Origin of the sequence: Streptomyces sp. NBC_00984 (assembly GCF_045162475.1) — a bacterium.
Classification (GTDB): Bacteria; Actinomycetota; Actinomycetes; order Streptomycetales; family Streptomycetaceae; genus Streptomyces.
The window spans coordinates 5,185,912-5,211,155 of sequence record NZ_CP108734.1; the positions used below are offsets into that span (position 1 = coordinate 5,185,912).

General features: G+C 70.7%; 25 protein-coding genes. 12 read left to right on the forward strand and 13 right to left on the reverse strand.

What is annotated here, in order from left to right:
- The first annotated feature begins 82 nt into the window (after positions 1-82).
- From OG520_RS23120 to OG520_RS23140, 5 genes are all read left to right on the forward strand, one after another.
- Entirely contained in the window at positions 83-898 is an 816-nt protein-coding gene (locus OG520_RS23120; RefSeq protein ID WP_406014440.1) for a phosphatase, read from the forward strand.
- Between the two features lie 128 nt (positions 899-1,026).
- Complete coding sequence (locus OG520_RS23125; RefSeq protein ID WP_014046653.1) at positions 1,027-1,239, forward strand: helix-turn-helix domain-containing protein; 213 nt, start codon at positions 1,027-1,029, stop codon at positions 1,237-1,239.
- Positions 1,240-1,349: 110 nt separating this feature from the next.
- Positions 1,350-1,448: a 30S ribosomal protein bS22 gene (locus OG520_RS23130; RefSeq protein ID WP_003948845.1), complete on the forward strand. Its 99-nt coding sequence runs from the start codon at positions 1,350-1,352 to the stop codon at positions 1,446-1,448.
- Positions 1,449-1,650: 202 nt separating this feature from the next.
- Positions 1,651-2,745: an NAD-dependent epimerase/dehydratase family protein gene (locus tag OG520_RS23135; RefSeq protein WP_399328366.1), complete on the forward strand. Its 1,095-nt coding sequence runs from the start codon at positions 1,651-1,653 to the stop codon at positions 2,743-2,745.
- 15 nt (positions 2,746-2,760) lie between these two features.
- Complete coding sequence (locus tag OG520_RS23140) at positions 2,761-3,831, forward strand: lysophospholipid acyltransferase family protein (protein WP_406014441.1); 1,071 nt, start codon at positions 2,761-2,763, stop codon at positions 3,829-3,831.
- A 65-nt stretch (positions 3,832-3,896) separates the two neighbouring features.
- Here the strand turns inward: OG520_RS23140 and OG520_RS23145 are convergent, their stop codons facing one another.
- The 3 genes from OG520_RS23145 to OG520_RS23155 form a co-directional block, all read right to left on the reverse strand.
- Complete coding sequence (locus tag OG520_RS23145; protein WP_406014442.1) at positions 3,897-5,084, reverse strand: DUF5667 domain-containing protein; 1,188 nt, start codon at positions 5,082-5,084, stop codon at positions 3,897-3,899.
- A 224-nt stretch (positions 5,085-5,308) separates the two neighbouring features.
- Positions 5,309-6,085: an ECF subfamily RNA polymerase sigma factor, BldN family gene (locus OG520_RS23150; RefSeq protein ID WP_266417839.1), complete on the reverse strand. Its 777-nt coding sequence runs from the start codon at positions 6,083-6,085 to the stop codon at positions 5,309-5,311.
- Between the two features lie 361 nt (positions 6,086-6,446).
- On the reverse strand, positions 6,447-7,400 hold the full coding sequence (locus tag OG520_RS23155; RefSeq protein ID WP_406014443.1) for an HAD family hydrolase: 954 nt from the start codon (positions 7,398-7,400) through the stop codon (positions 6,447-6,449).
- A 147-nt stretch (positions 7,401-7,547) separates the two neighbouring features.
- Between OG520_RS23155 and OG520_RS23160 the strand changes: the two genes are divergently transcribed.
- From OG520_RS23160 to hemB, 6 genes are all read left to right on the forward strand, one after another.
- On the forward strand, positions 7,548-7,823 hold the full coding sequence (locus OG520_RS23160; RefSeq protein ID WP_406014444.1) for a glutaredoxin family protein: 276 nt from the start codon (positions 7,548-7,550) through the stop codon (positions 7,821-7,823).
- Positions 7,824-8,095: 272 nt separating this feature from the next.
- Positions 8,096-8,863 (forward strand): redox-sensing transcriptional repressor Rex, encoded by a 768-nt coding sequence (locus OG520_RS23165; RefSeq protein WP_266417845.1) that lies wholly within the window; start codon positions 8,096-8,098, stop codon positions 8,861-8,863.
- Positions 8,860-10,356, forward strand: a complete 1,497-nt coding sequence (locus OG520_RS23170) for a glutamyl-tRNA reductase (protein ID WP_406014445.1) — start codon at positions 8,860-8,862, stop codon at positions 10,354-10,356. Before OG520_RS23165 ends, OG520_RS23170 begins: the two co-directional genes overlap by 4 nt.
- Entirely contained in the window at positions 10,353-11,339 is a 987-nt protein-coding gene (gene hemC / locus OG520_RS23175; RefSeq protein WP_266417849.1) for a hydroxymethylbilane synthase, read from the forward strand. Before OG520_RS23170 ends, hemC begins: the two co-directional genes overlap by 4 nt.
- Positions 11,336-13,006, forward strand: a complete 1,671-nt coding sequence (locus tag OG520_RS23180) for a uroporphyrinogen-III synthase (protein WP_399328355.1) — start codon at positions 11,336-11,338, stop codon at positions 13,004-13,006. Before hemC ends, OG520_RS23180 begins: the two co-directional genes overlap by 4 nt.
- A gap of 136 nt (positions 13,007-13,142) precedes the next feature.
- Positions 13,143-14,141: a porphobilinogen synthase gene (hemB, locus tag OG520_RS23185; RefSeq protein ID WP_399328352.1), complete on the forward strand. Its 999-nt coding sequence runs from the start codon at positions 13,143-13,145 to the stop codon at positions 14,139-14,141.
- Positions 14,142-14,208: 67 nt separating this feature from the next.
- Here the strand turns inward: hemB and OG520_RS23190 are convergent, their stop codons facing one another.
- The 10 genes from OG520_RS23190 to OG520_RS23235 form a co-directional block, all read right to left on the reverse strand.
- Positions 14,209-15,453 (reverse strand): choice-of-anchor A family protein, encoded by a 1,245-nt coding sequence (locus OG520_RS23190; RefSeq protein WP_406014446.1) that lies wholly within the window; start codon positions 15,451-15,453, stop codon positions 14,209-14,211.
- Between the two features lie 201 nt (positions 15,454-15,654).
- Positions 15,655-17,631, reverse strand: coding sequence for a transglycosylase domain-containing protein (locus OG520_RS23195; RefSeq protein ID WP_406014447.1), 1,977 nt, complete (start codon positions 17,629-17,631; stop codon positions 15,655-15,657).
- Between the two features lie 198 nt (positions 17,632-17,829).
- Positions 17,830-18,288, reverse strand: a complete 459-nt coding sequence (locus OG520_RS23200) for a hypothetical protein (RefSeq protein WP_406014448.1) — start codon at positions 18,286-18,288, stop codon at positions 17,830-17,832.
- Between the two features lie 191 nt (positions 18,289-18,479).
- On the reverse strand, positions 18,480-19,271 hold the full coding sequence (locus OG520_RS23205; protein ID WP_399328344.1) for a DUF4253 domain-containing protein: 792 nt from the start codon (positions 19,269-19,271) through the stop codon (positions 18,480-18,482).
- A gap of 57 nt (positions 19,272-19,328) precedes the next feature.
- Positions 19,329-19,991 carry a maltokinase N-terminal cap-like domain-containing protein gene (locus tag OG520_RS23210; RefSeq protein WP_406014449.1) on the reverse strand — a complete coding sequence of 221 codons (663 nt, stop codon included), beginning with the start codon at positions 19,989-19,991 and terminating at the stop codon, positions 19,329-19,331.
- 23 nt (positions 19,992-20,014) lie between these two features.
- On the reverse strand, positions 20,015-20,266 hold the full coding sequence (locus OG520_RS23215; protein ID WP_406014450.1) for a DUF397 domain-containing protein: 252 nt from the start codon (positions 20,264-20,266) through the stop codon (positions 20,015-20,017).
- Positions 20,263-21,048, reverse strand: coding sequence for a Scr1 family TA system antitoxin-like transcriptional regulator (locus OG520_RS23220; RefSeq protein ID WP_406014451.1), 786 nt, complete (start codon positions 21,046-21,048; stop codon positions 20,263-20,265). The genes OG520_RS23215 and OG520_RS23220 overlap by 4 nt, the downstream gene beginning before the upstream one ends.
- Before the next feature lie 132 nt (positions 21,049-21,180).
- On the reverse strand, positions 21,181-21,978 hold the full coding sequence (locus tag OG520_RS23225; RefSeq protein ID WP_406014452.1) for a HEAT repeat domain-containing protein: 798 nt from the start codon (positions 21,976-21,978) through the stop codon (positions 21,181-21,183).
- A gap of 10 nt (positions 21,979-21,988) precedes the next feature.
- The gene (locus OG520_RS23230; protein WP_406014453.1) at positions 21,989-22,429 is read right to left on the reverse strand and encodes a hypothetical protein; all 441 of its coding nucleotides are present in this window, start codon (positions 22,427-22,429) and stop codon (positions 21,989-21,991) included.
- Between the two features lie 313 nt (positions 22,430-22,742).
- On the reverse strand, positions 22,743-23,465 hold the full coding sequence (locus tag OG520_RS23235) for a DUF4232 domain-containing protein (protein ID WP_399328334.1): 723 nt from the start codon (positions 23,463-23,465) through the stop codon (positions 22,743-22,745).
- Positions 23,466-23,777: 312 nt separating this feature from the next.
- Between OG520_RS23235 and OG520_RS23240 the strand changes: the two genes are divergently transcribed.
- Positions 23,778-25,211 (forward strand): helix-turn-helix domain-containing protein, encoded by a 1,434-nt coding sequence (locus tag OG520_RS23240; protein ID WP_406014454.1) that lies wholly within the window; start codon positions 23,778-23,780, stop codon positions 25,209-25,211.
- Positions 25,212-25,244 lie beyond the last annotated feature (33 nt).

A 25,244-nucleotide genomic window follows, 5' to 3' on the forward strand; every position in this document is an offset into this window, starting at 1 on the left:
TGGCGCGTAATGGTTACGCCAACTGTGGGGCGTAACCCGGCTTCCGGCCCTCCGTCCGGGTGATTGGGGGAGCATCGGTGGAGTGTTGAGCACCGGAGCGCTGCGTGCGCATCTGCTTGCGGCCCGGCTGGCCGGGCCCGTGGCCACCTCGCGGGAAGCGAGTCTGCGGAGCTATCGGCTCTTCGCGGCCAGGGATCCGCGGGCGACGCTCGGCCTCGTCCCCGGGCGGGGCTGGAAGGAGCTCGATCTGCTGCGTCTGATGGCCGACCGGTGCGGGGTCTCGGACGATCCCGCTCATGTCTCGGGGCCTGATGTGATCGATCCGGAGCGGACCCTGGCAGGTCTGGACGCATTCGCCGAGCGCTTGTCGCATGCCGCGGTCCGGCGGGCGCCGGTCCTCTTCGGGACCGGTCATCCGCACCGGCTGCTCGGTTTCTACGCAGCGCTGGCAGACGCCATGTCGGCGGCCGGGTGCCGCGTACTCACTCCCGCGCAGGGGCGATGTATCGACATAACGACCCGGTTCGGCGTACGTACGTGCAGCCTCGATTACGTACAAGGAGTCGCGATGGTGCGCGAGCCCGGCGTGCGGTCCGCCGGTGGTGACACCGGCGCACATACCCATTCCCCGTTGCCGGTCAGGGTCGTTCTGGAGGCGGCCGCGGAGGGTCGCGGGCGGCTGCCGGAACTGGTCGTCGGGGACCACGGGTGGGTCTGCGGGGCAGGTCAGCTGGGCATTGAGGCGATCGGCCTGGCCGATACGGACGATCCCGCGCTGTTCGTCGGGGAGGCCGAGGGGCGGGTGGCGGTGGCCGTTCCGCTCGATGACGCCGTGCCGTCCGCGTACTACCGGCCGCTCACGCGCTATGTACTCAATCGGGCGTTTCTGTCACGGTAGGCGGCCGATCGTCTCCCCTCTTCCCCACTCGCATCACCCGCCCCTAACCTGGGGAGTGAGCGCACAACGACGAAGAGTCACCGGAGGGGAAGCCGGTGCGCGTCTCGTGCGGAAGGTACAGGTGGGTCATGGCTGCTGGCAGCGAGAGGCCTCTCAACGAGGTCAAGTTTCTGACCGTGGCGGAAGTCGCCTCGGTCATGAGAGTGTCGAAGATGACCGTGTACCGCTTGGTGCACAGCGGTCATCTGCCGGCGATCCGGGTGGGCAGGTCCTTCCGGGTTCCGGAGCAAGCGGTTCACGAGTATCTCCGCGAGTCCTTTGTGGGGGTGGAGTCCGCCTGAGGTTCACCTCGGATTACGCCCCTCACGCGCTGGCGGGTAGGCTAGGCCGACGTAGGTCGTGTGGGCCCAGACGCCCCGCACCAGTGAAGAAGAAGTGAGCGAGGGTAGTCGTGGGCTCTGTTATCAAGAAGCGGCGCAAGCGGATGGCCAAGAAGAAGCACCGCAAGCTGCTCAAGCGCACGCGCGTTCAGCGTCGCAACAAGAAGTAAGCGAACGCAGTTCGTGAATCCGCAGCCCTCCCGCCGATCCGGCGGGAGGGCTGCGGCGCGTTGTGGGGGCAGTGACCCGCATTCGGGCCGAAGGGCATTCGGGCCAAAGACTTCGGGGAAGGCCGCCGCGCGGTCATCACAGGACAACATCCACCCGCTACGGTGACGGCCAGGGGAAACCTTTCGACGGAAGGCGCTGATCTTGGGGAAGGTCGTGCTGGTCACGGGAGCGGCCCGGCAGCTGGGAGGCCGCTTCGTGCGGCGCATCCAGCGTGATCCGGGCGTGGACCGGGTGATCGCCGTCGACGCGGTCACGCCCGGACACGAGTTGGGCGACGCCGATTTCGTGACGGCGGACATCCGCCAGCCCGCGATCGCCCGAGTCCTCGCCGAGCACTCCGTCGACACGGTGGTGCATCTGGACGTCTCGGCCAAGGCGGTCGGCACGGGCGGCCGGACGACGGTCAAGGAGACCAACGTCATCGGCACCATGCAGCTGCTCGGTGCCTGCCAGAAGGCGCCGAGCGTGCGGCGGCTGGTGGTCAAGTCCAGTACGAATGTGTACGGCTCGGCGCCGCGCGATCCGGCGGTCTTCACCGAGACCACCCCGCCCAAGTCCCTGCCCAGCGGGGGCTTCGCCAAGGACGTGGTGGAGGTCGAGGGGTACGTGCGGGGCTTCGCGCGCCGTCGGCCGGATGTGGCCGTGTGCGTGCTCAGGTTCGCGAACATCCTGGGCCCCCGGGCCGACTCGCCGCTCGCCGACTATCTGTCACTGTCGGTTCTGCCGACGGTGTTCGGATACGACCCGAGGCTCCAGTTCGTGCACGAGGACGATGTCGTCGACGTACTGGGCGTCGCGTCGGGCGAGCCGCGGCGCGGGACGCTGAACAGCGGCACGTTCAATATCGCCGGGGACGGGGTGCTGCTGCTCTCGCAGTGCTCGCGGCGGCTGGGGCGGCCGACGGTGCCGTTGCTGCTGCCCGCGGTCACCTGGGTCGGCCAGGCGCTGCGTACGGTCGGCATGACGGACTTCTCGCCGGAGCAGATCCGGCTGCTCACCCATGGCCGGGTGGTCTCCACGGTCCAGATGCGCGAGACCCTCGGCTTCCACCCCGGGTTCAGTACCGCGGAGACGTTCGCGGAGTTCGCGCGCAGTCAGGGGCCCGGACTGCTGCCGCCCGAGGCGGTGGGCAGGGCGGTCGACAGCTTGGCCGCCGTGCCGTTCGCCGGGGCGGGCGGCGATGTTCCGGGGATCACCGGGGCCGGCGACACCGAGCCGACCCCCAGCGCCAGGTAGAGGAGCGCATCGACGATGGCGGATGCCAAGGTCATTCCGTTCGACGACGACCGTTCGCGGACGGGCGGTTCAGGGCGGCCCGCACGGCGCCGGTCCGCAGGGGGCGGCGGCCGGGGCCAGGGGCCCGCGGCGGCCTCTGTGCTGGGGACCGCGGCCGTGAGCGCCCTTCCGGGGCAGCAGGACGCCTCGAAGCCGCAGGAGGAGCCGGAGGGGGCCGGGGGGCAGCCCCTGGGACGGGGCGAGCGCGGCGATTGGGACCGGCGGATCGCCGGCGGGCTCGCGTTCCTGCGGCGGCGGGTCACGGGCGAGTACGACGTCGACGAGTTCGGGTACGACGAGGAGCTGACCGATCAGGTCCTGATGTCGATGCTCCGGCCGGTGTACGAGAAGTACTTCCGGGTCGAGGTGAAGGGCATCGAGAACATCCCCTCCGAGGGCGGGGCGCTGATCGTGTCCAACCACTCGGGGACGCTGCCGCTCGATGGGCTGATGCTCCAGGTCGCCGTGCACGACGACCATCCGGCGGGCCGTCATCTGCGGCTGCTGGCCGCCGATCTCGTCTTCATGCTGCCGGTGGTGAACGAGCTGGCCCGCAAGGCCGGGCACACGCTGGCCTGCGCGGAGGACGCCGAGCGGCTGCTGCGGCGGGGCGAGGTCGTCGGGGTGATGCCGGAGGGGTTCAAGGGCATCGGGAAGCCGTTCGGGGAGCGGTACAAGCTGCAGCGCTTCGGGCGGGGCGGTTTCGTGTCCACGGCGCTGCGGGCCGGGGTGCCGATCATTCCGTGCTCGATCGTGGGGGCGGAGGAGATCTACCCGATGATCGGCAACTCGAAGACGCTGGCGCGGCTGCTGGGGTTTCCGTACTTCCCGATCACGCCGACGTTTCCCTGGCTCGGGCCGCTCGGGGCGGTGCCGCTGCCGACGAAGTGGACGATCCAGTTCGGGGAGCCGATTTCCACGAGCGGGTATCCGGTGGAGGCGGCGGAGGACCCGATGCTGATGTTCAATCTGACGGATCAGGTGCGGGAGCAGATCCAGCACACGCTGTACAAGCTGCTGGTGCAGCGGAGGTCGGTGTTCTTCTGAGGGGTGCGCCGATACGCGGTTGGGGGCGGGCTCGGTGAGCCCGCCCCCAACCGTTCGAGGTGGCGCTAGTCGTTCAGGTTCTCGCCGTTGATGCCCAGGCCCGGGAGCAGGCCGGGGAGGAGCGGCGGGAGGGTGACGTCCGGGGCGGGCGGGGTGCTGACCCGGCCATCGGTGGACGGCACGGTGCCCGGGGGCGGGGTGCCGAGGAGGCCGTCCGTGCCGCCGACGATCAGGCCCTCGGCCGGGGCGCTGCCGGATCCCGACGGGTGGGGCGAGGTGCTGTCGCCCGGACGGCCGTGTGGGGCTTCCGGTGACGTGGGCGCCGAGGGGGCCGTGCGCGAGGGTTGCGTGCCCTGTTCCCCCGTGTCCGACTGCTGGGCGCCGCCGCTGTCCGGGGTGCGGGGGAACAGCGACTGCAGCGGCTGGACCTCTTCGTCTATGGCGTCGAAGACCGAGCTGACCTTGTCGCCGATGTCCGTCAGCTGTACGGGCAGCCGGTCGCGGAGGCTGCTCCAGCTCTCGCGGTGCGAGCGGGAGAAGGAGTCCAGGGTCTGGATGGGGCCGATGGCGCCGTTCTGCTGGTAGGCGGAGTGGAGCAGGCGGTGGCCCTCGCCGGCGTCGTGCGTCATGCCGTTGAGCGTGCGCCTGACCTCGCCGAGCTGTTCGTGGTCCAGGGCGCCGGAGCGGGCGCGCTCCATCAGCCGGCGGGCCTCGTTGAGCCTGGTCGACGCCTGGTCCAGGTAGACCTCGCCGCGGTCGGCGTCGCCGCTGGCCATGCCGAGGTGGATGTCCTCCATGCCGCGCTTGAGCCCGTACAGCGAATCACCCGGCAGGGCGTCGGAACTGGCAGCGGCCACTCCGCCGAAGGCTCCCGCCGCCACACCGACGGTGAGTCCGCCGGCCGCGAGGCCCTTCGTCCAGCGTGAACGCGGACGCAGTTTCCGGAGCGGGGAGGCCCGGTGGGCTCCCTTGGCGCGCTGTTCGGGCACCGTAGGGCCCGCGGACGCACCGCCCTCGGTGAGCATGGCCTCCATGGCGGCGACGAGCTGGGCTCGCTGCACCACTTTGACCTCGGGGTCCAACTCCGGCCGCGGTACCTCGCCGAGGCCGTTCGCCAGGGCCAGCAGCGGTCCGTGGTCGGCCGGTTCGGCCGATTCCTCGGGCTGTGCGGCCGCCGCACCGCGGAGCGACTGCTCCTCCAGGGCCTGGGCGAAGGCGTTCGCCCGCCGGTGTGCCGAAACGTTTGCGATCACTGGCGGCACCTCCTCTCGTCATGACGGTCGACTCCCCTGGGGGTCCGGAAGGTTGCACACCTTGAGCGCTTCCACACGAATGAGTGAGTGTCGGCGGACACGGGGTGACGACAGGGGGCCTGCAACCGGCACAACGAGGAGCGCGGCACTTGGGTTACGCACGAAGGATGATCGGACCAGTGTGTGATGAACGTGTTGCCGAGCGTGATTCGGCCGGGGGTGGGTCAGCGGGCATCGTCCGGGAGGAGCCGGGCCAGCGTGCGGACGGCGCGGTACTGCAAGGTCTTGATCGCGCCCTCGTTCTTGCCCATGACCCGGGCGGTCTCGGCGACCGAGAGGCCCTGGAGGAAGCGCAGGGTCACGCACTCCTGCTGCTGGGGGTTGAGCCGGCGCACGGCCTGCAGGAGCGCGGCGTTGGAGAGGGACTCCAGGACGGAGTCCTCGGGGCTGCGTTCGACCTCGTTGGCGTCGAGCATTTCGCCGGTGGTCACTTCCAGTCGGAAACGGCTGGACTTGAAGTGGTCGGCGACCAGGTTGCGGGCGATGGTGACCAGCCAGGCGCCGAAGTCGCGACCCTGCCAGGTGAAGGTGGAGATGCGGCGCAGGGCGCGCAGGAAGGTCTCGCTCGTGAGATCCTCCGCCGTCGCCTTGCCGCCCACGCGGTAGTAGATGTAGCGGTAGACGGTGTCGCTGTACTGGTCGTAGAGGCGGCCGAAGGCGTCGGCCTCGCCGGCCTGTGCGCGCTCGACGAGATCCATCATGCGCGCGCTGTCACTGTCGGCGGTCGGCCGACGAACGGTGGACGTGGTCGTTGCGCCGCGGTTGCTGCGTCTTCCGACCGCCGCACCGCGTTCGGCCAGGGCATAGCAAGGGCCGACAGGTGCAGGGGTGGCAAATGCGGGTACGGCGTACGCGGTGGGGACGAAGCCGCGCAAGCGGTCGGCGACCGTTGCGCGCAGCGTAGCCAGGCCCGAGGTGTCAACCCCGACGTGTGGGTACACGGGACTCCCAGAGGCAGAGCTTCCATCACGTGCAGTGCGAAACCGTCACTCGTCGTAGTGAGTGGTGGGTTCCGGAATGCGTCTGAGGAGAATAACGCTTCGTACAGGCAGTGCTACACCCAGTTGCTCAAATCACCGATTACGTCGTTTCTGTAGCGACTAAACGACGCATCAAGTAGCACATCGTGACCGTTTGTTGATCGAATTACTTCGTGATCTGTCTATCGGTGCGACGGGTTGTGGCCGTGTGAGAGCAGGACGACTGGCCGGAGCGGTCGGTGGGTAAGGGGTTCCGATCGGCCGCGAAGGTCCGGGCGTGGCTCGCCCGGCCCACGGCGGGGCCGGGCGGGTCGGGGGCGCGTCAGCGGCGGCGGCGGTGCAGGGCGACGGCGGCGGCGGTGCCGCCCGCGATGGCGCCCACGCCGGCCGCGGCCGGGATGCCGACCTTGGCCGCCTTGCGGCCCGTCCGGTAGTCCCGCAGCCGCCAGTCGAGCGCGCGGGCGTGCTTGCGGAGCTTGGCGTCCGGATTGATCGCGTACGGGTGTCCGACCAGGGACAGCATCGGGATGTCGTTGTGCGAATCGCTGTACGCCGCGCAGCGGTCGAGATCCAGGCCCTCGGCGGCGGCCAGGGCGCGGACCGCCTCGGCCTTCGCGGGGCCGTGCAGCGGCTCGCCGACCAGGCGGCCGGTGTAGACGCCGCCGACGGATTCGGCGACCGTGCCGAGCGCGCCGGTCAGGCCGAGCCGGCGGGCGATGATCGTGGCGGTCTCCACCGGGGCGGCGGTGACCAGCCAGACGCGCTGTCCGGCGTCGAGGTGGGCCTGGGCGAGGGCCCGGGTGCCGGGCCAGATGCGGTCGGCCATGTACTCGTCGTAGATCTCCTCGCCGATGGACATCAGCTCCGAGACGCGGTGGCCCTTGACGATGGACAGGGCGCTGTCGCGGGCGTCCTGCATGTGCTCCGGGTCCTCGACGCCCGCCAGTCTGAACCAGGCCTGCTGCCAGGCGAACCGGGTCAGCTCGCGGCGCTGGAAGAACTTCCGCTTGTACAGGCCGCGGCCGAAGTGGAAGATCGCCGCGCCCTGCATGACGGTGTTGTCCAGGTCGAAGAAGGCGGCGGCCCGCTCGTCGCCGACGACGGGGAAGGGCGCTTCCTCGGCCTCCGCCTTCGCGGAGGCACCCTGCTCGGCACCGGGGGGCCGATCGTCGGGGAGGGTGGATTTCCGCGCTGCCTCAGCTGCTGCCTCGCCGGCCAGCACACTCCGTGCTGTCGCGGGGCGCCTACGTGGTGTGAGCCATCCAAGAGCGGCCATGTCGTGAGCATAGCCAGTCGGTTCGGCCCTTCCCGACCTGCCGGGATGCCGCGGCGTGAACTCTTGACCGCCGATTTGTTGAACGGGTGATTCCGGGCGTACCGGATCAAGGAGGGAACAGTTCCTCTCGCGGCGCAGAATGAAGGCATGAGTGCCTTGCTGCGACGTACGAAGAAGAAGCCCGCGGAACGCATGGTGACCCTGGTCGGGAAGCCTGGATGTCATCTCTGTGACGACGCGAGGCAGGTGGTGCGGGAGGTGTGCGAGGAGACCGGCGTGTCCTGGGAGGAGAAGGACATCTCCCGGGACGAGGAGCTGTACCGGGAGTACTGGGAACAGATTCCGGTGGTGCTGATCGATGACGAACAGCACACGTTCTGGCGGGTGGACCCGGTGAGGCTGCGCCGGGCACTGCGGTCGTGAGCGAAAGCCGGTTACCATCGTGGGCGTTTTGAGTGCTCTCGGGGGAGTGGTAGTGAGGAGTGTGTGCCGCTTTGCCCCCTTCGGGCCTGCAACGGGCTGATGCGATCCTTGGTTCCGGGATCGCGCGACGAATGTGCGTGACCCCGGTCACTTTGACCGGACAAAACGGACACTATCTTTGTGCACGCGTTCACAAAGACATAGCCTGCATTCGACGGGGCGGCCTTGGGAAATACGGCCGCCTGCAGCCCCGCTCATCCCGCAGGAGCACCGTGGCAACTGGCCGAACTCACCGACCGGCGACCCGTAGCCGAGGAATTCCCGAGGCCACCGTCGCCCGACTTCCGCTGTATCTGCGCGCACTGACCGCGCTCTCCGAGCGCTCGGTACCCACGGTCTCGTCCGAGGAGCTCGCCGCGGCTGCGGGGGTCAATTCCGCCAAGCTGCGCAAGGACTTCAGCTACCTCGGCTCGTACGGGACGCGCGGTGTCGGGTACGACGTCGAGTATCTCGTCTACCAGATCTCCCGCGAACTCGGGCTCACCCAGGACTGGCCGGTCGTGATCGTCGGTATCGGTAACCTCGGCGCCGCGCTCGCCAACTACGGCGGTTTCGCCTCCCGTGGTTTCCGGGTCGCCGCGCTGATCGACGCCGACCCCGCGATGGCCGGAACGCCGGTCGCCGGGATTCCCGTCCAGCACGCCGACGAACTGGAGAAGATCGTCGGCGACAACGGCGTGTCGATCGGTGTCATCTCGACCCCGGCCGGTGCCGCCCAGCAGGTCTGCGACCGCCTCGTCGCCGCGGGCGTCACCTCCATCCTGAACTTCGCGCCGACCGTGCTGTCCGTGCCCGACGGCGTGGACGTGCGCAAGGTCGACCTCTCCATCGAGCTCCAGATCCTCGCCTTCCACGAGCAGCGCAAGGCCGGCGAGGACACCGCCGAGAGCAGCTCGGACCCGGCCGCGCCTCCGGTGCGCTCGGCCTCCGGCAGTCGGAAGGGACCCGACGGGGACATGCCCGCCGTGATGCCGGCATGAGTCTTCTTGTCGTAGGGCTGAGCCACCGCAGCGCCCCCGTCTCCGTACTGGAGCGGGCCTCGCTGGCTGCCGAGACGCAGGCCAAGCTGCTCCAGGACACCCTCGCCGCGGAGCCCGCGGTCGAGGCCGCCGTGCTGGCCACCTGCAACCGCATCGAGCTGTACGCCGACGTGGACAAGTTCCACGCGGGCGTCGCCGAGCTGTCCACGCTCCTCGCCCAGCACAGTGGCGTCGGTCTGGACGAGCTCACTCCGTATCTCTATGTGCACTACGAGGACCGGGCCGTCCACCACCTCTTCTCGGTGGCGTGCGGGCTGGACTCGATGGTCGTCGGCGAGGGCCAGATCCTCGGCCAGATCAAGGACGCGCTGGCGCTGGGGCAGGAGCTCCACACCGCGGGCCGGCTGCTGAACGACCTGTTCCAGCAGGCCCTGCGGGTCGGCAAGCGGGCCCACAGCGAGACCGGGATCGACCGGGCCGGGCAGTCGCTCGTCACCTTCGGTCTGGAACAGCTCGCGGCCGGCGCGGACGTCGCCGACTGGGCCCGGGGCAAGCGCGCCCTGGTGATCGGCGCGGGCTCGATGTCCTCGCTCGCCGCCGCCACCCTGGCCCGCACCGGTGTCGCCGAGATCGTCGTCGCCAACCGGACCCGGGCCCGTGCCGACCGGCTCGTCGAGATCCTGGCCCAGCCCGGAGGTACGGGCGTGGCCGCCCGCGCCGTGGAGATGGCCGCGGTCCGCGACGAACTGACACGTGCCGACGTCGTCGTCTCGTGCACCGGCGCGACCGGTCTCGTGCTGACCGCCGAGGCCGTCGCCGAGGCGCTCGGCCTGGACGTCGCCGACGCCGTCGAGACGCCCGCCGCCGCGCCCGTGGTGCCCGCCCCCGCCGATGTCGACCGGCACGCCGCCTGGGTGGAGAACGGCAGCGCCGGCGCGGTGCGCCAGGCCGTCCGCCGGGCCACCGTGCCCGCGCAGGGCACCGGCCCCGTGCGCCTGGCCCTGCTCGACCTCGCCATGCCGCGCGACATCGACGGCGGGGTGGCCCGGCTCGACGGTGTGCGCCTCGTCGACATCGAGTCGCTCGCGGAGGCGTCGGCGGACGCCCCGATGGCCGCCGATGTGGACCAGGTGCGCACCATCGTCTCCGACGAGGTCGCCGCCTTCGGCGCCGCCCAGCGCGCCGCCCACATCACCCCGACCGTCGTCGCCCTGCGCACGATGGCCGCCGGAGTGGTCGCGGGCGAGATCGCGCGGCTCGACGGACGCCTCCCCGACCTGGACGAGAAGCAGCGCGCCGAGATCTCGCAGACCGTGCGCCGCGTCGTCGACAAGCTCCTGCACGCGCCCACCGTGCGGGTCAAGCAGCTCGCCAGCGAGCCCGGCGGCGCCGGGTACGCCGATGCGCTGCGGGAACTCTTCGACCTCGACCCGCAGACGGTCGCCGCCGTCTCCCGGGCAGACCTGAACGACCCGAATCGAGGGCGGTCATGACCGACAACTCACCCCTGGGCGCGGGGGCCGACAAGCCGCTGAGGCTGGGCACCCGGCGCAGCAAGCTCGCCATGGCGCAGTCAGGCCTCGTCGCCGACGCGGTCAGCGAGGTGACCGGGCGCGCCGTCGAGCTCGTCGAGATCACCACGTACGGCGACACCTCGCGGGAGCACCTCGCGCAGATCGGCGGCACCGGTGTGTTCGTCGCGGCGCTGCGCGACGCGCTGCTGCGCGGCGAGGTGGACTTCGCCGTCCACTCGCTCAAGGACCTGCCGACCGCCCAGCCCGAGGGCCTCGTGCTGGCCGCGGTGCCGGTGCGCGAGGACCCGCGCGACGTACTGGTGGCGCGGGACGGGCTGACCTTCGAGCAGCTGCCGTCCGGCGCCCGCATCGGTACCGGCTCGCCGCGCCGCATGGCGCAGCTCAACGCGTACGCCCGTAACCACGGTCTCGACATCGAGACCGTGGCGATCCGCGGGAACGTCGATACGCGTATCGGATTTGTCCGGAGCGGTGAGCTGGACGCGGTGGTACTCGCCGCGGCCGGGCTCAGCCGCCTCGGCCGGACCGGTGAGGTGACCGACTTCCTGTCGGTCGACACCGTCCTGCCCGCTCCCGGCCAGGGAGCACTGGCGATCGAGTGCGCTGCGAGCAGCGCCGACCTCGCCGCCGCGCTCGCCGAGCTCGACGACCCGTACACCCGGGCCGCCGTGACCGCCGAGCGTGCCCTGCTCGCCGCCCTGGAGGCCGGTTGCTCCGCACCTGTGGGTGCGTTGGCCGACCTCCTGGTCGACGGGCAGGCTGTCAACGAACTGCGCCTGCGCGGTGTCGTCGGTTCCACCGACGGTTCCTCGCTGGTGCAGCTGTCCACCACCGGTCCCGTTCCCACGTCGCAGGACGACGCGGCGGCTCTCGGTCGCGAGCTCGCGGCCGAGATGCTTGCCAAGGGTGCGGCCGGTCTTATGGGGGAGCGAGCACTTTGAGCCCCACCGGCCCCGCCGCAACCGACTTTCCGGCCCTGTCCGCACAAGGGCACGTCACCTTCCTCGGCGCCGGTCCCGGCGACCCGGGACTGCTGACTCTGCGCGCCGTCGAGGCGCTCGCGAGCGCGGACGTCCTTGTCGCCGAGCCGGACGTCCTCGGCGTCGTTCGCTGCCATGCGCGGGCAAGCGTAAGCACACCTGAGCTGGCGGTTGTTGACGCGCAGTCAGCAGCCGCCGGTGTTCCCGTTCTCAGGGACGCGGCCAATCTTGTCATGGAGGCGGTGAGGGGCGGCAGGCGGGTCGTGCGTGCCGTCTCCGGCGACCCGGGGCTGGACGGGAACGCCGGTGCCGAGATGCTCGCCTGCGCCGCCGCCGGCATTCCCTTCGAGGTCGTTCCGGGTGTCGCCAACGTCGTGGGCGTGCCCGCGTACGCCGGTGTACCGCTGCGTGACGCGCAGGGCGCGGACGTCAGGTTCGTCGACGCCCGTACCGCCTCCGACCGTTGCTGGACCGAGGTCGGCGCGAGCGATGCCACGGCCGTCGTCTCGACGACGCTCGACTCGGTGGCCGCGGCCGCCGGTGAGCTGGTCTCGGCGGGCCGCAAGCCCGACACCCCGCTGACCGTGACGGTGGCCGGTACGACGACCCGCCAGCGCACCTGGACGGCGACCCTCGGGACGATCGCCCAGGTCCTGAAGCAGGCGAAGGTCCTGCCGTCGCCGGAGGGGCACCGGCCCGTCATAGCCGTGGTCGGTGAGCGCGGCTCCGCCGCCCAGCGCGACCAGCTCGCGTGGTTCGAGTCCAAGCCGCTGTTCGGCTGGAAGGTTCTCGTGCCGCGTACGAAGGAGCAGTCCGCGTCGCTCTCCGACCAGCTTCGTTCCTACGGTGCCGTGCCGCACGAGGTCCCGACGATCGCCGTCGAGCCGCCCCGTACGCCCCAGCAGATGGAGCGCGCGGTCAAGGGCCTGGTCACGGGCCGCTACGAGTGGATCGCCTTCACCAGCGTCAATGCGGTGAAGGCCGTCCGGGAGAAGTTCGAGGAGTACGGGCTCGACGCCCGTGCCTTCGCCGGGATCAAGGTCGCGGCCGTCGGTGAGCAGACCGCCGCCGCGCTGGTCGACTTCGGTGTGAAGCCGGACCTGGTGCCGTCCGGTGAGCAGTCCGCCGCCGGTCTGCTGGAGGACTGGCCGCCGTACGACCCGGTCTTCGACCCGATCGACCGGGTCTTCCTGCCGCGTGCCGACATCGCCACCGAGACGCTGGTGGCCGGGCTCATCGAGCTGGGCTGGGAGGTCGACGACGTCACCGCGTACCGCACGGTCCGCGCCTCGCCGCCGCCCGCCGACACGCGTGAGGCGATCAAGGGCGGCGGCTTCGACGCGGTGCTCTTCACCTCGTCGTCGACCGTGCGGAACCTGGTCGGCATCGCGGGCAAGCCGCACAACGTGACCGTCATCGCGTGTATCGGCCCGGCGACGGCGAAGACCGCCGAGGAGCACGGACTGCGCGTCGACGTCCTCTCCCCGGAGCCGTCGGTGCACAAGCTGGCCCAGGCGCTCGCCGAGTTCGGCGCCCGACGCCGGGAGGCGGCGAAGGAGGCCGGCGATCCGGTGACGCGGCCGAGCGAGCGGCGCCCCGGCGCGCGGCGGCGTCGTACGACGACCTGACCTGCTCGGTCGAAGAAGAGGTCGAGGAGTGTGAGGGGCCCGGTTGCTTCGGCAGCCGGGCCCCTGCCCGTTTGGCGGTCTTTTTCCGGCACAGGTGTCGGTAAGACGGTGATGTGTGCGGGTCTAATCTCGAAGGATGACTGTGTACGGAAACTTCCCCGGCTCCCGCCCCCGGCGGCTGCGGACGACCCCGACGATGCGGCGGATGGTCGCCGAGACACGGCTCGATGCGGCGAATCTGATCCTGCCCGCGTTCGTGCGCGAGGGCATCGACGCCCCGGTCGCCATCTCGACCATGCCCGGCGTGCAGCAGCACACCCTGGACACCCTGCGGAAGGCCGCCGTCGAGGCGGTGTCGGCCGGGGTCTCCGGAATCATGCTCTTCGGCGTCCCCACGGACGAGAAGAAGGACGCCCGGGGCACGGCGGGCACCGACCCGGACGGCATCCTCCAGGCCGGGCTGCGCGCGGTGCGTGCGGAGGTCGGTGACGATCTCGTCGTCATGTCGGACCTGTGCCTGGACGAGTACACCGACCACGGCCACTGCGGTGTGCTCACCGAGGACGGCCGGATCGACAACGACGTGACGCTGGAGCGGTACGCCGAGATGGCCCAGGTCCAGGCCGACGCGGGCGCCCATGTGGTGGGCCCGAGCGGCATGATGGACGGCCAGGTCGGTGTCGTCCGCGACGCGCTCGACCAGACGGGCCACGAGGACGTCTCGATCCTCGCCTACACCGTGAAGTACGCCTCGGCGTTCTACGGGCCGTTCCGCGAGGCCGTGGGTTCCTCGCTCAAGGGCGACCGCAAGACGTACCAGCAGGACCCGGCGAACAGCCGTGAGTCGCAGCGCGAGCTGGCGCTCGACCTGGCGGAGGGCGCCGACATGGTCATGGTGAAGCCGGCCGGGCCGTACCTCGACATCCTCGCGAAGGTCGCCGACTCGGTGGACGTGCCGGTCGCGGCGTACCAGATCAGCGGTGAGTACGCGATGATCGAGGCCGCCGCCGAGAAGGGCTGGATCGACCGGGACGCGGCGATCATGGAGAGCCTGACCGGAATCCGGCGCGCGGGTGCGCAGATGATCCTGACGTACTGGGCGACGGAGGTCGCACAGCGGCTGCGGCGCGCGTAGCCGGGCAGGCGCCGGGGCGCCTGTGGGATTCCCGTGGGTGCGGGGTTCCCACAGGCGCCCTTTCGCGTCAGGCCCGCTTGGCGCGGCGGCGGGCCGCCACGGTCAGGCCGGCGCCCGCGGAGAGCACCACGACGGTGCCGATGGCCAGCGGGATGGTGCCGCCGCTGCCGGTCGAGGCCAGGTCACCGTCCTTGCCGCCGGGCGTGCTCTGCGACGCGGTCGGGGTGGCCGGTGCGGACTCGGACGGGCTGTCGGACGGGGTGCCGCTCGTCGGCGGTGTGCTCGCCGGGGCGGATGGCGTGCCGGTCACCGGCGGCGTGGTGCCGGGGGTCTCGCCGGTCTCCGGGAGGCAGCCGGTGAAGGGGGAGTGGTGCGTCTCCGCGCCGCCCGAGCCGTGCAGCGAGGCCACCCAGACCGAGCCGTTGACGGGGGCGCCGGTGCCCAGCTCCAGGTGTGCCTTGGGGGCCAGCACACTGCCGGGCCAGGCGGCCTGGCTGCTCTTGGTGACCGCGGTGGCGTCGGGGAAGTTCCACAGCAGGCGGGCGCGGACCTTGCCGTCGGAGGCGCTCTGGAGCTTGTCGTCCAGTACGTGGTCCTGGCCGCCGGAGAGGAAGAAGCCGGTGGTGCCGGCCTTGGCCATGTCGTACGTCGTGCCGCTGACATTGACGACCGCGGTGGCGCCGGCGGGGACCTTGAGGTAGATGTCCTTGGCGCCTTCGAGCTGTTCGGCCGTCACCTCGAAGATGTTGCGGGTGGTGTTCCCGCCCTCCAGGGTCAGCTTGCTGCCGGTCAGTTCCACTTCGGTGCCGGTGGTCGCGGGTTCCTTCGCCAGTGCGGTGGAGTAGGACCGGAGCTTGCTGAACTCGGCGTCGAAGTCGATCAGTCCGGCGTTCTTGCCGAAGGTGCCGGAGTGCATTTCGAGGGCGCGGTCGCTGACCTTGCCGCCGACGACCGCGTTGCCCTTCATCACCGCGGTGACCGAACTGCCGTTGAGCAGGTCGCCGCGCACGACGAGCGACGCGCGGCCGGGCAGGGCGTCGACCTCCGCGGCCGTCAGTTCGTTGGCGGCGCTGAAGCCGCCGCGGAAGTCGGCATTGCCACCGACGGCCACCGCGCCTTCCGCGTCGGGGGAGTGGACGTCGTCACCGAGGACGAACTCGCCGTACTTTCCGGCGATTCCGAAGGCATCGGTGGTGCAGCCCGCCGTATCGGCGACGGGCGTGGCCTGTGCGGCGGGGACGGCCGTGAGGCCGAGGACGAGGGCTCCGCCGAGCACTGCGAACGCTGTGGCGGCGGTTGCGGATATGCGCATGGGGGCGTGTCTCTCCAGCGGAGGCGCTTGTAAAGATTCTGTGGCGGCTACGGCCAAGTTCTTCACACAATAGGATATTGGTCAAGACCAATGCGGAGAGTGCTGCTTTGTCCGGTTGTCAGTTCCGGTCCCAGGCCGCTGTCGGTTCTTGGCCCCACGCCGTTGCCGGCCCCTGGCCCGTGGGCCTGCTTCCCCGTGGGCCTACTTCCCCGTGACGTAGGCGTTCCAGATCCGGAGCGGGAAGACATTGCCGCGTCCCGAATCGGGCCCGCCCACACCCTGCATTCCCAGCAGTTGAGGGGTGCCCGGCTTGTTGCGGAACATCGTGACGGCCGTGGTCAGCCCTTCGGTGTGGCCGATGAACCAGGCCGACTTCATCCGGTCGTCCTCGCCGGTCGCGCCCGCCGAGAGGCCGTCGGCAGCCTTGGCCCTGGCGAACGTGCCGAACTTCCCGTCCTGACCCAGCCGCGTCCAGGCCACCATCCCCAGGGTGTTGTTCACATCGTTGGCCACCGAGGCGTCCATCGCGCGCCGCGGCTCGGGCTTCCCGAAGCCCTCGACCGCCTCGCCGTCCCGGGTCATCCTGGTCACCGAGTAGGGATCGGCCCTCATGCCGTCGTTACTGAAGGCGGTGTACGCGTCTGCCATCCTGACCGCGCTCGGTGTGGACGTGCCGAGGGGAAAGGACTTGTCCAAACGGGCCAGGCTCTCCTCGTGCAGCCCGGCCGATACCGCCAGTTCCTTCACCTTCTTCAGCCCGATGTCCTTGCCGAGCAGCGTGAAGGTGGCGTTGGACGACTTGATCAGCGCATCGCGCAGGGGCGTCGGCGCCGTGACCATCGCCCGGCCGGGACCGGCACCCGACGGGGCGGGAGGTGCCGCGTACGGGCCGCCCTTGATCAGGCGCCCCCCACTGTCGTAGCCGCTGTCCAGGGAGATCCCGTCGCCGTACTGAAGGGCTGCGGCCAGCACGAAGGGCTTGAAGGCCGAGCCGACGGGGACGCCCGCGGTATCGGCGTTGTTGGCGAAGTGGGTGACCGCGTCGGCTCCGCCGTACACCGCGACCACGGCCCCGTCGGCCCGCACGGATGCGGCGCCGACCTCGACGTACTTGTCCTCGGAGCGCTTCTTGGGGTCGAGGTCGCGCTTGCGCACACTGCGCACGGCCCGCTCCAGCTGCCCCACCCTGGCCTTGTCGAAGGTGGTGTGCACCCGGTAGCCGCCCCGGAAGAGGTCCTTGTCGGTGAGGCCCGAACGCTTCTTGATGTACTTGTTGGCGATGTCGACGAGATAGCCGGTCTGGCCGCCGAGGCTGGTCGGCTTCGCGGCCGGCTTCGGCTCGGGGAACTTCTGGTACGCGGCCCGCTCGGCCTTCGTCATCGTGCCGATCTCCACCTGCCGGTCGAGGATCCACTCCCAGCGGTCGACGGCGCGTTCGTGGTTGCCCCTGCCGCCCGCGGGGTCGTACTGCTCCGCCCCCTTGAGCAGGGAGGCGAGCAGCGCCGCCTGACTGGGGTCGAGGTCCTTCGCGGGGATTCCGTAGTACGCGTTCGCCGCTGCCTGGATGCCGTAGGCGCCGCGGCCGAACCAGCTGGTGTTCAGATACCCCTGGAGGATCTCCTTCTTGCTCTGCTTGTTGTTGACCTTCAGCGAGATGAAGAATTCCTTGAACTTCCGGGTGGCCGACTGCTCCTGGCTGAGATAGGTGTTCTTGACGTACTGCTGGGTGATGGTGGAGCCGCCTTGGGTCTCACCGCCTGTGACGATGCTTGCGGCCGCGCGGGCGATGCCCGTCGCCGATACCCCCGGGTCGGAGTAGAAGGTCTCGTTCTCGGCGGCGATGACCGCGTTCTCCACCGAACGGGGTATGTCGGCGAGCGTGACATTCTGCCGATTGACCGCGCCCACGCTCACCAACTGGCTGCCGTCCGCCCAGTAGTAGACGGTGCCCTGCCTGCGCGCCTCGTCGTTCTCGTTCGGGATGTCGACGGACGCGTACACCACGGCGAACAGGCCGGCCAGCGCGACGAGTCCGAGCATGACCCCGCTCAGCGCCTGCCGCCACGAAGGGATCCAACGGCGCCAAGTACGTTTCCCCCGGCGGGGGTAGTCGATACCGAGTCTGCGATGGCGGATCGCGCGGATGGGGCGGATGGGGTGGATGGGGCTTCGGGCCATGCTCCAGCTCCTCGTTCACCGTCCCGTACCGGTGGCGCGGGGCTTGTGAGAGAGGACGTTCCGGATCGCGATCTGGTTGTCCCGGGGCCCGTCAGACACGAGTGGTGAACGCGTACCGGACGGCCTTTCCGGAGGAACAGTCCGTGATACCCGACTTTGTCGGCGGGCGCGGCGACCGGGCGTGAGCCCCGGGCGTGCTCAAGCGAGGCCCGCCTCTTCCAGGGCGGATCTCGCGCAGGCCTGGACGAGGGGGTCCTCCTCGGACCCTCCGGCGGCTATCAGAGCCTCGGTGACCGCCGGGTCGTCCGAGGCGTAGGGGCCGAGCGCCATCGCCGCGTACTGGCGCACCAGATCCTCCTCGGGGTCGTTCAGCGCCGCCAGCAGGGCCCTGCCCGCGCGGTGGCGCAGGTCGGGGTCGGCCGGGGGCCACAGGCGCAGGACGGTGGCGGCCTCGGTGCGGGCGAGGTCGTACTCCTGCGGGTCGGCGACGAGGGCGGTGAGGAAGGCCACCACGTCGGCGTTGCCGCAGTCGCCGTCCAGTTGCGCGACGATCTCGCGTCTGCGGTCGCTGGTGGCGGGCAGGGCGCGGAACTCTTCGACGAGGTGGCCGGCGCGGGTGGCGCGGGTGGCTTCGTCCGGGGCCGGCTCGGGGTTCATGGGCGGTGTTCCTCCGCTCGAAGGCTCAGGGCCAGTTGATCAGAGTCATGAAGGCGACCCAGGTGAAGAACACGGTGACGGGCGCGGCCACGGCGAGGCCGATCGCGGCCGGCGGTCTGCGCCATGAGCAAGACCCAGTCCTGTCAACAACGCTCGTGATCAATACACCTAGGGCCTCCGGTCGGTTCGGGTCAGTCCCACCAGAACGACCAGGTCTCCTGGTTCAGCACCATCTTCTCGGCGTAGACGTCGAGGTCGTACGGCGGGTTCTGGTTGATGTTGTCCGGGCAGAAAGCGAAGTGCTCGGCGGCGACCGCGCGGGCCTCCGGGAGGGTGGTGGGCGGGCGCCCGACCGAGACGGTCAGGGTGTCGAAGCCCAGCACCACGACCCGTATGCCGAAGCGGTCCTCCCAGGAGCGGAGCACGGCACAGAGCCGGGCCGTGTCGTCCTCGAAGTTGACCGGGCCCGACCAGCCGATCGCCGCCGGTATGTCCGCGCTGCGCCGGGCCGGGACGAGCGCCACCCGCGAGCCGGGGTACCAGCCGTCCGGGCCGACGCACTCCTCGGCGATGGCGGCCGCCAGGTCGTCGGGGGTGTCCTGCCCCTCGGCGGCCGGGACGGGGGCCAGGCCCGGCCAGTCGCCCTCGGCGGCGTCGAGCTCCTCGGGCGCGCAGTCCTCCCAGTACTCGCTGAGCACCTCCTCGGCGTCGTGATCGCCGGGGTACGACGTGCTGTCCGGGATCAGGTCCCAGTCGTCGGGCCACTGGTCGCGTCGCCCGCCGTCGATCAGCACGGGGAGCAGGCCGACCGTCCGCCCGGCCGCGCGCAGCGCGCGCCACGTCCCGTGGGACGCGGGCTCGTCGGCGCACCAGAGCAGCGGCTCGTGCCAGATGCCGTCGATCGTGGCGTCCACCAGTGAGCCGGGCGGGAGTCGAAGCCCTGAGGTGGCCAGGGACGGGAGCGGGTTCGGGAGCGTCGCCATGAACCGAACTCTAGGCGCGACCACTGACAACGGCCGGGCGGGGCAGGGCGGTCCGGGCTACGGGCGTGCGTGAACGACGACGTACGCGGTGCGCGCAGTGGTGCCGTCGGGCAGCGGCGCGTCCGCGGTGACGTGGCCGAGTGCCCGTCCGTCCGCGTTCTGCCCGGGGTGGAGAACGCGGTTGATGTGGAGGGTCAGCAGGCGGCCTGCGGGTGCCGTCGCGACCAGGAGGTCCGTGCCGTTCGGGTCGTCGGTGGCGGTCGTGGCGGCGATCTCCGCCAGGGTGTCCGATTCGGCGAACCGGGCGATGACGGACGGGTCGGGGGTGTCGCTCGTGCTCTGCATCTGCGGCTCGGCCTTGCCGAGGACGAGCGCGAACAGCTGGGCGACGAGGACCGGGTCACGCGTCCCGTCGTACACCCACCGCTGCCCCAGCACCCCGTGCTCGGTCGTGCCGATGAGCGCGTCGTCGGCGCCCGCGAGCGGTGTGCCGCGGTAGCTGAACGGCACCTGGTACGTGACCGGTTGGTCCCCCGAGGTGTCGGTGACCGCCATGAACTCGATCCCCACCTCGCCCTTCGGGTCGTCCAGCCGGAACCCGCCGGTCCTGGCCAGCTCGGGCTGCCGCCCCTTGCCGCGGTACCAGGGCTGTGCGGGCAGCCAGGAGGCGAGGAGTTCCAGTTTGGTGGGCGTCAGCGTGGTGCGGTGGATGACAGCCATGCGGTGGTATCCCTCCGGTGGATTCAGACGAGTCGCCGGTCGGCGGCGAAGCCGGCGAAGGCCGCCCAGGTGGTGGGGGCGACGGTGAGGATGGGGCCGTCGGGGTTCTTGGAGTCGCGGATGTGGATGGCGGCGGGGTGGGCGGCGACCTCGACGCACTCGCCGCCTTCGCTGCCGCTGTGGCTCGACTTCTGCCACTCGTAGGCGACTTCGAGGCAGGCGCCGCCTTCGTCGCCGCTGTAGCTGGACTTGAACCACTTGCGTGCAGTGCTCATTGCTCTCCCAGCAGACGGTCCAGCAGGCCCACGGTGTCTTCAGGGCTGAGGGCCTGGGCTCGCAGCATCGCATATTTCTGGGCGAGGATGCTGACCTCGTCGGGGTCGGAGACGAGCAGGCTGCCGCGCTGTGTCTCTGAGTAGGCGACGCGCTGGAAGTCCGGGGTTTCCAGCAGGATGAACGGGCCGTTCAGCCCGGCATGGGTGCGGTGGTTCAGTGGCAGGACCTGGAGGCAGACGCCGGGGAGCGCGGCGCAGGTACGCAGGTGGTTCAACTGCTCCGCGTGCCCTTCGTCGTCCAGGAGTTGGAGCATCAGGACCGGTTCCCAGACGACGAAGCTGATGGTCGGGGGCGACGGCCGATGAAGGATCTCCTGGCGTTCCAGGCGGGCTTCCGTCTGAATCGCCACCTTTTCCTCGCTGAAGGCCGGGACCCGGTTGCGGAACACCGCCTGGGCGTAGCGGTCCGCCTGGAGAAGGCCCGGTACGACCTGGTTGTCGTACCAGGACAGCGCCAGGGCCTCCCGCTCCAGCCCCAAGTACTCCTCCGCCCACGCCGGGATCAGATCGATCTCCGGCATGTGCGCCACGGCCTCCTTCAACGCGCCCTTGGTGTCCAGCAGTTCGTCCAGCTTGGCGGCCAGGTCGGGCAGTAGGGCGCGTCTGCCCTGTTCGATGGAGGAGATCGTCTCCACCTGGTGGCCCACCAGGTCGGCGAGTTGGGTCTGGGTCAGGCCGGCCGCCCTGCGGAAGACGGCGACCAGCTTGCCCACAAGTTTCATTGCCGACGCGTTCTTGCGCTTCCGCTTCCCGGGGTGCATACCGAGCCAACTTCCACCTGCGCGCCCGCGTTACGCGCGTACGACCCGTACAAGAAATCTGTACGGGTTCGAGCCCGGTCGGGGCGAGGGGCCTCAGGTCTCGGGTGCGCTGGACTCGACGGCCTCCCGGACCGTCGCGTCCGGGTCCTGGGCGAGGCGGTGGAGGAGTTCCGTGGCGCCATGGGACGACCAGTTCTCGACGGCCCATACGAGGGCCCTGCGGACCTTCGGGTCCGGGTGGTCCGCGAGGTGGGCCAGTTGGTCGACCGGTCCGCGGCGGCGCATCCCGAACCAGTGCAGGGCCTGGATGAGCTGTTCGGGGTCGCCGGGGCTGCCCGCCGCGGCGATCCGGCGCACGAGGACCGCGGAGGCGGGGGGAGGCCCGTCGAGGGGGTGCGGTCGGCGCTGACGCAGGCGCTGTGATCCGTACTCGCCGCGTACCCGGCAGCCGAAGCAGGTGCAGGGCGCCTTGCCGTTCGAGTCGGGGAAGTACCGCCAGCCGGTGACCTGGCTGACCGCGCGGATACGGTGCACCTCGCGCCGGGTGACGGGCCGGGGGACGAACACTTCCCAGCCGCGCGGGTCGGGCAGGGCGGCGACACGGCGTACGGCTTCGGCGGCCGTGACGGTCACGGGGTCGCGGTGGTAGCGGCCCACGGTGACGGGTTCGTCGTCCGGCAGGCGGATGTGCACGGCGACGAGTCCGCGCGGGCCGCCGTGCCTGGCCAGCTCGCGCAGCCACTGGTGGGTGAGGGTGTACGAGGGGAGGACGGGGAAGCAGTAGAGGCCCCGTGACTGCGATGCGTCGCGGCCGTGGCTGACGGCCCGTATTCCGGAACGGCGCACGCGCGCCGCGTTCGCCGAGGGTGTCAGGTGCACGAACATCGCCATGCGGCCGATGCTAGTGCTCGTCCTCGTGGGATCGGCCGGGGGCCGGGGCGTCGCGGGATCTGCGGTAGCTCAGCCAGGAGGCCGTCAGGGCGGCGGCTCCGGCGCCGAAGATCGTGACCGGGGTCCAGATCCGCCAGTGGAGCGGGGACGTGGAGTCGTACGCCCAGCCGTCGCCCGCGAAGATCGTGTCACCGGCGGCCACCTCGGCGCCGGTGATCTCGCCGGAGGCCGTGCGGCCGTCCGCGAACGCCCACGTCCCGTAGCAGTGGGCGGCAGGCAACTGCCCGCCGCCCTCCACGCACTGCGTGACGCTGTGGACCGTGGCGGAGTCGCCGGTGAGCAGCTTCTGCACGCCGTCGCCGACCCACAGCGCGACGAGGACCGGCAGGAGGGCCGCGAGCGCGAGCGCGGACACCAGAGAGCCCAGTGACTTCAGACGGGTCCGGTCCATGCGGTGTCCCCCGTGGGTCGACTACCGGTCAACGTAGTGCAGATGTCCGGCTGTTGGGCGTGGGTGGGACGTTACGCCCTGCGGCAGTCCGTACCGCCCGTCCTGCGCGGAGAACGGGAGTCACTGTGCAGTTACCGGAGACCGTTCGACGGCTGCGGCTGGGCGCGTCCCGGCCCCGGCGCGCCGTCTGCATGCGGGACCCTCGCGAACCGTCCGGTCGGGGGACGGGCAAGGGGCCGTCCGCGAGAGCGGACGACCCCGGCGAGGCGCTGACGGATCAGTACGTGTCGGCGGATCCGTACGTGCTGACGGATCAGTACATGAGGGCGTCGGCCATTTCGCTCTGCCAGTAGGTGACGAAGCCGTTGTCGCCCCAGGAGGTGCCGGCGGGGAGGGTCAGCTTGGCGGGGGCGCCCGTGGAGCCCTGGTTGCTCTTGCCGGTGAAGTACACCGTGAGGTGGGCGCTCTTGTGCAGCTCCTGCCCGTCGGGCTCACCGGACAGCCCGATGGAGGCGTAGGCGGACTGGCCCGGCGCGAGGGTGACCACGGCCTGCGGGATGCTGTCGCGGAGGACCGGGAAGGCGGCCTGGGCGTCGTCGAAGCCGAGTGCCGGTGCGTTGTACGCGTAGCAGGGCACGGAGCCGGTGTTGGTCGCCGTGAGCAGCAGGTGGTTGATGGGGCGGCTCACCTTGCTGACGGTGACCTTGGTGTTCGAGCCGGTGCAGGTGACGGGGGACTTGCTGCCGCTTGCGGTGGTGCCGACGCTGCTCTTCCCGCTCTTGCTGCCGCCGGTGGAGCCCTTGGCCGCGGTGGAGACGTTCTCGGCGGGGGCATTGGCCGTGTCGCTGTCGGTCTCCTTGGCGTCCTTGGCGTCCTTGCCCGTGTCGGGGGTGGTGGCGGTGGTGTTCGCTGCCGGAGCCGCCGCGCCTGCCTTGCCGTCGTTCCCGTTGTCGTTGCCGCCGCAGGCGGTGAGCGAGAGGGCGGCCAGGAGGGCGGTCGCGGCGAGGGCGGTGGTGCGGATGCGGTTGCTGCGCATGGTGGTACTCCCCGTGTGTGGGCTGGTGATGTTGTTCGGTCAGTTGTGGCAGATCAGGACCATGACGATCGCGGTGGACACGATCAACACGCCGATGGCCACGACATCGATGAGCTCGATGCGGAAGTGGATTCGCACTGCGTCGTCCCGGTGGTCGCTGCGGTGTGTCCACAGCTTGCGGCGCGGCGGAATCCGCCCGCAACGCCGAACAGCCCATTGGGGAAGCTGGAATGCCTGCGCGTACTGTGACCTGGGCAGATTCCACGTCCCTGGAACGCTGTTCTGGGACGGATCAGGAGGGGGAACGCCGAAGTGGCGACGCCGGAGGCCGGGGAATTCGCGGCTCTGCTGAAGGAACTGAAGGACCGTTCGGGGCGCAGCTACGGGGTTCTCGCCGGGAGACTGCACGTCAGCACGTCGACGCTCCACCGGTACTGCAACGGTGATGCGGTGCCGAACGAGTACGCCCCGGTGGAACGGCTGGCGCGGTTGTGCGGGGCCGGGCCGGACGAGCTGGTGGAGCTGCACCGGCGGTGGATCGTGGCGGATGCGGCCCGGCGGCGCCCTGCCGCGGCTGCTCCCGCTCCTGCGGCTGCGGACACGTCTCCGGATGCGGGGCGTGGCTCTCAGGCCGAGGCCGAGGCCGAGGCCGGGGCCGGGGATTCGTCCGGAGGGCGGGACGGGGAAGAGGGTGGGGGCGGCGGCACGTTCGTGTCGGTGCCCACGTCCGAGCCCACGTTCGAAGCCGAGCCCACGATCGTGGCAGGCGGGGCGAGCCGGCCCAGGCGGTTCCCGTCCTCCCGGCGGGCGCGCGTGCTGCTCGCGGCCGTCGCCGTCGTCGCGCTGAGCGTGCCCACCTCGATCGTCGTCAATAATCTGTCGGGCAAGGACACCGACGATCTCAGCAACGCCCCCGCCGTGGACGGCCAGGACCCGGACGGGTCCGCGCCCGCCCTGCTCGGCCGCGACAGGAGCCCCACCGCCTCGCCCAGCGGGGCGAAGAAGTCGGGCAAGCCCGTACTGTCCGGCTCGGCGACCGTCTCGTCCCCGCCGTCCGGCGGCGCCTCCGCCACGTCCGGGAGGCACGGCACGGGAGCCGGGTCGGGTGGGCAGCAGAGCGGGGGCGTACCGCTGAGCGCCACCATCAGCTCGTACAACTGGGAAGAGCCCTGCGGCAAGTACTACGTGCTGGACCAGAAGCCGAACGACGTGCCTCCGCCGCCCCCGCCGCAGGACACCCGCGGCTGGGCCAGGGCGCTCGGCGGGGTGGACGGCGGCGACATGCTGCTCGAAGTCACCGTGCAGGGGAAGTCGGGGCAGGCCGTCGTGCTGAACGGACTGCATGTGCGGACGCTGTCCCGGAAGGCGCCGCTGGCTTGGTCGGCGTACTCGATGGGGGAGGGCTGCGGAAGCGGCATCACCCCGCAGTCCTTCGACATCGACCTCGACGACGGCCGGCCGACCCTCACCCCGGTGGCGGGTCAGCAGGGGGACGTGCGGGTGCCGCCGAAGAACTTCCCGTTCCGGGTGTCCTCCACCGATGTGGAGGTGTTCGACCTCAACGCCCACGTCGAAGGCCACGACGTCAGCTGGTACCTGGAGCTGGAGTGGAGCAGTGGCGGCCGGGAGGGGACGCTGCGCATCGACGACGGCGGGAAGCCGTTCCGTACCAGCAGCATCAAGGCCCGGCCGGAGTACAGGTACCAGTACGACACGGCCCAGTGGGAGACCGCGGAGCCGAACTAGGCTCCCGGTCTCGCCACCGGGCCGGTGCGTACG

Coding starts and splice junctions, on each gene's coding strand:
- OG520_RS23125 (WP_014046653.1), top strand. CDS start 1,027: ATGGCTGCTGGCAGCGAGAGGCCTCTCAACGAGGTCAAGTTTCTGACC.
- OG520_RS23140 (WP_406014441.1), top strand. CDS start 2,761: ATGGCGGATGCCAAGGTCATTCCGTTCGACGACGACCGTTCGCGGACG.
- OG520_RS23155 (WP_406014443.1), bottom strand. CDS start 7,400: ATGGCCGCTCTTGGATGGCTCACACCACGTAGGCGCCCCGCGACAGCA.
- OG520_RS23160 (WP_406014444.1), top strand. CDS start 7,548: ATGAGTGCCTTGCTGCGACGTACGAAGAAGAAGCCCGCGGAACGCATG.
- OG520_RS23170 (WP_406014445.1), top strand. CDS start 8,860: ATGAGTCTTCTTGTCGTAGGGCTGAGCCACCGCAGCGCCCCCGTCTCC.
- hemC (WP_266417849.1), top strand. CDS start 10,353: ATGACCGACAACTCACCCCTGGGCGCGGGGGCCGACAAGCCGCTGAGG.
- hemB (WP_399328352.1), top strand. CDS start 13,143: ATGACTGTGTACGGAAACTTCCCCGGCTCCCGCCCCCGGCGGCTGCGG.
- OG520_RS23190 (WP_406014446.1), bottom strand. CDS start 15,453: ATGCGCATATCCGCAACCGCCGCCACAGCGTTCGCAGTGCTCGGCGGA.
- OG520_RS23195 (WP_406014447.1), bottom strand. CDS start 17,631: ATGGCCCGAAGCCCCATCCACCCCATCCGCCCCATCCGCGCGATCCGC.
- OG520_RS23200 (WP_406014448.1), bottom strand. CDS start 18,288: ATGAACCCCGAGCCGGCCCCGGACGAAGCCACCCGCGCCACCCGCGCC.
- OG520_RS23205 (WP_399328344.1), bottom strand. CDS start 19,271: ATGGCGACGCTCCCGAACCCGCTCCCGTCCCTGGCCACCTCAGGGCTT.
- OG520_RS23210 (WP_406014449.1), bottom strand. CDS start 19,991: ATGGCTGTCATCCACCGCACCACGCTGACGCCCACCAAACTGGAACTC.
- OG520_RS23215 (WP_406014450.1), bottom strand. CDS start 20,266: ATGAGCACTGCACGCAAGTGGTTCAAGTCCAGCTACAGCGGCGACGAA.
- OG520_RS23220 (WP_406014451.1), bottom strand. CDS start 21,048: ATGAAACTTGTGGGCAAGCTGGTCGCCGTCTTCCGCAGGGCGGCCGGC.
- OG520_RS23225 (WP_406014452.1), bottom strand. CDS start 21,978: ATGGCGATGTTCGTGCACCTGACACCCTCGGCGAACGCGGCGCGCGTG.
- OG520_RS23230 (WP_406014453.1), bottom strand. CDS start 22,429: ATGGACCGGACCCGTCTGAAGTCACTGGGCTCTCTGGTGTCCGCGCTC.
- OG520_RS23235 (WP_399328334.1), bottom strand. CDS start 23,465: ATGCGCAGCAACCGCATCCGCACCACCGCCCTCGCCGCGACCGCCCTC.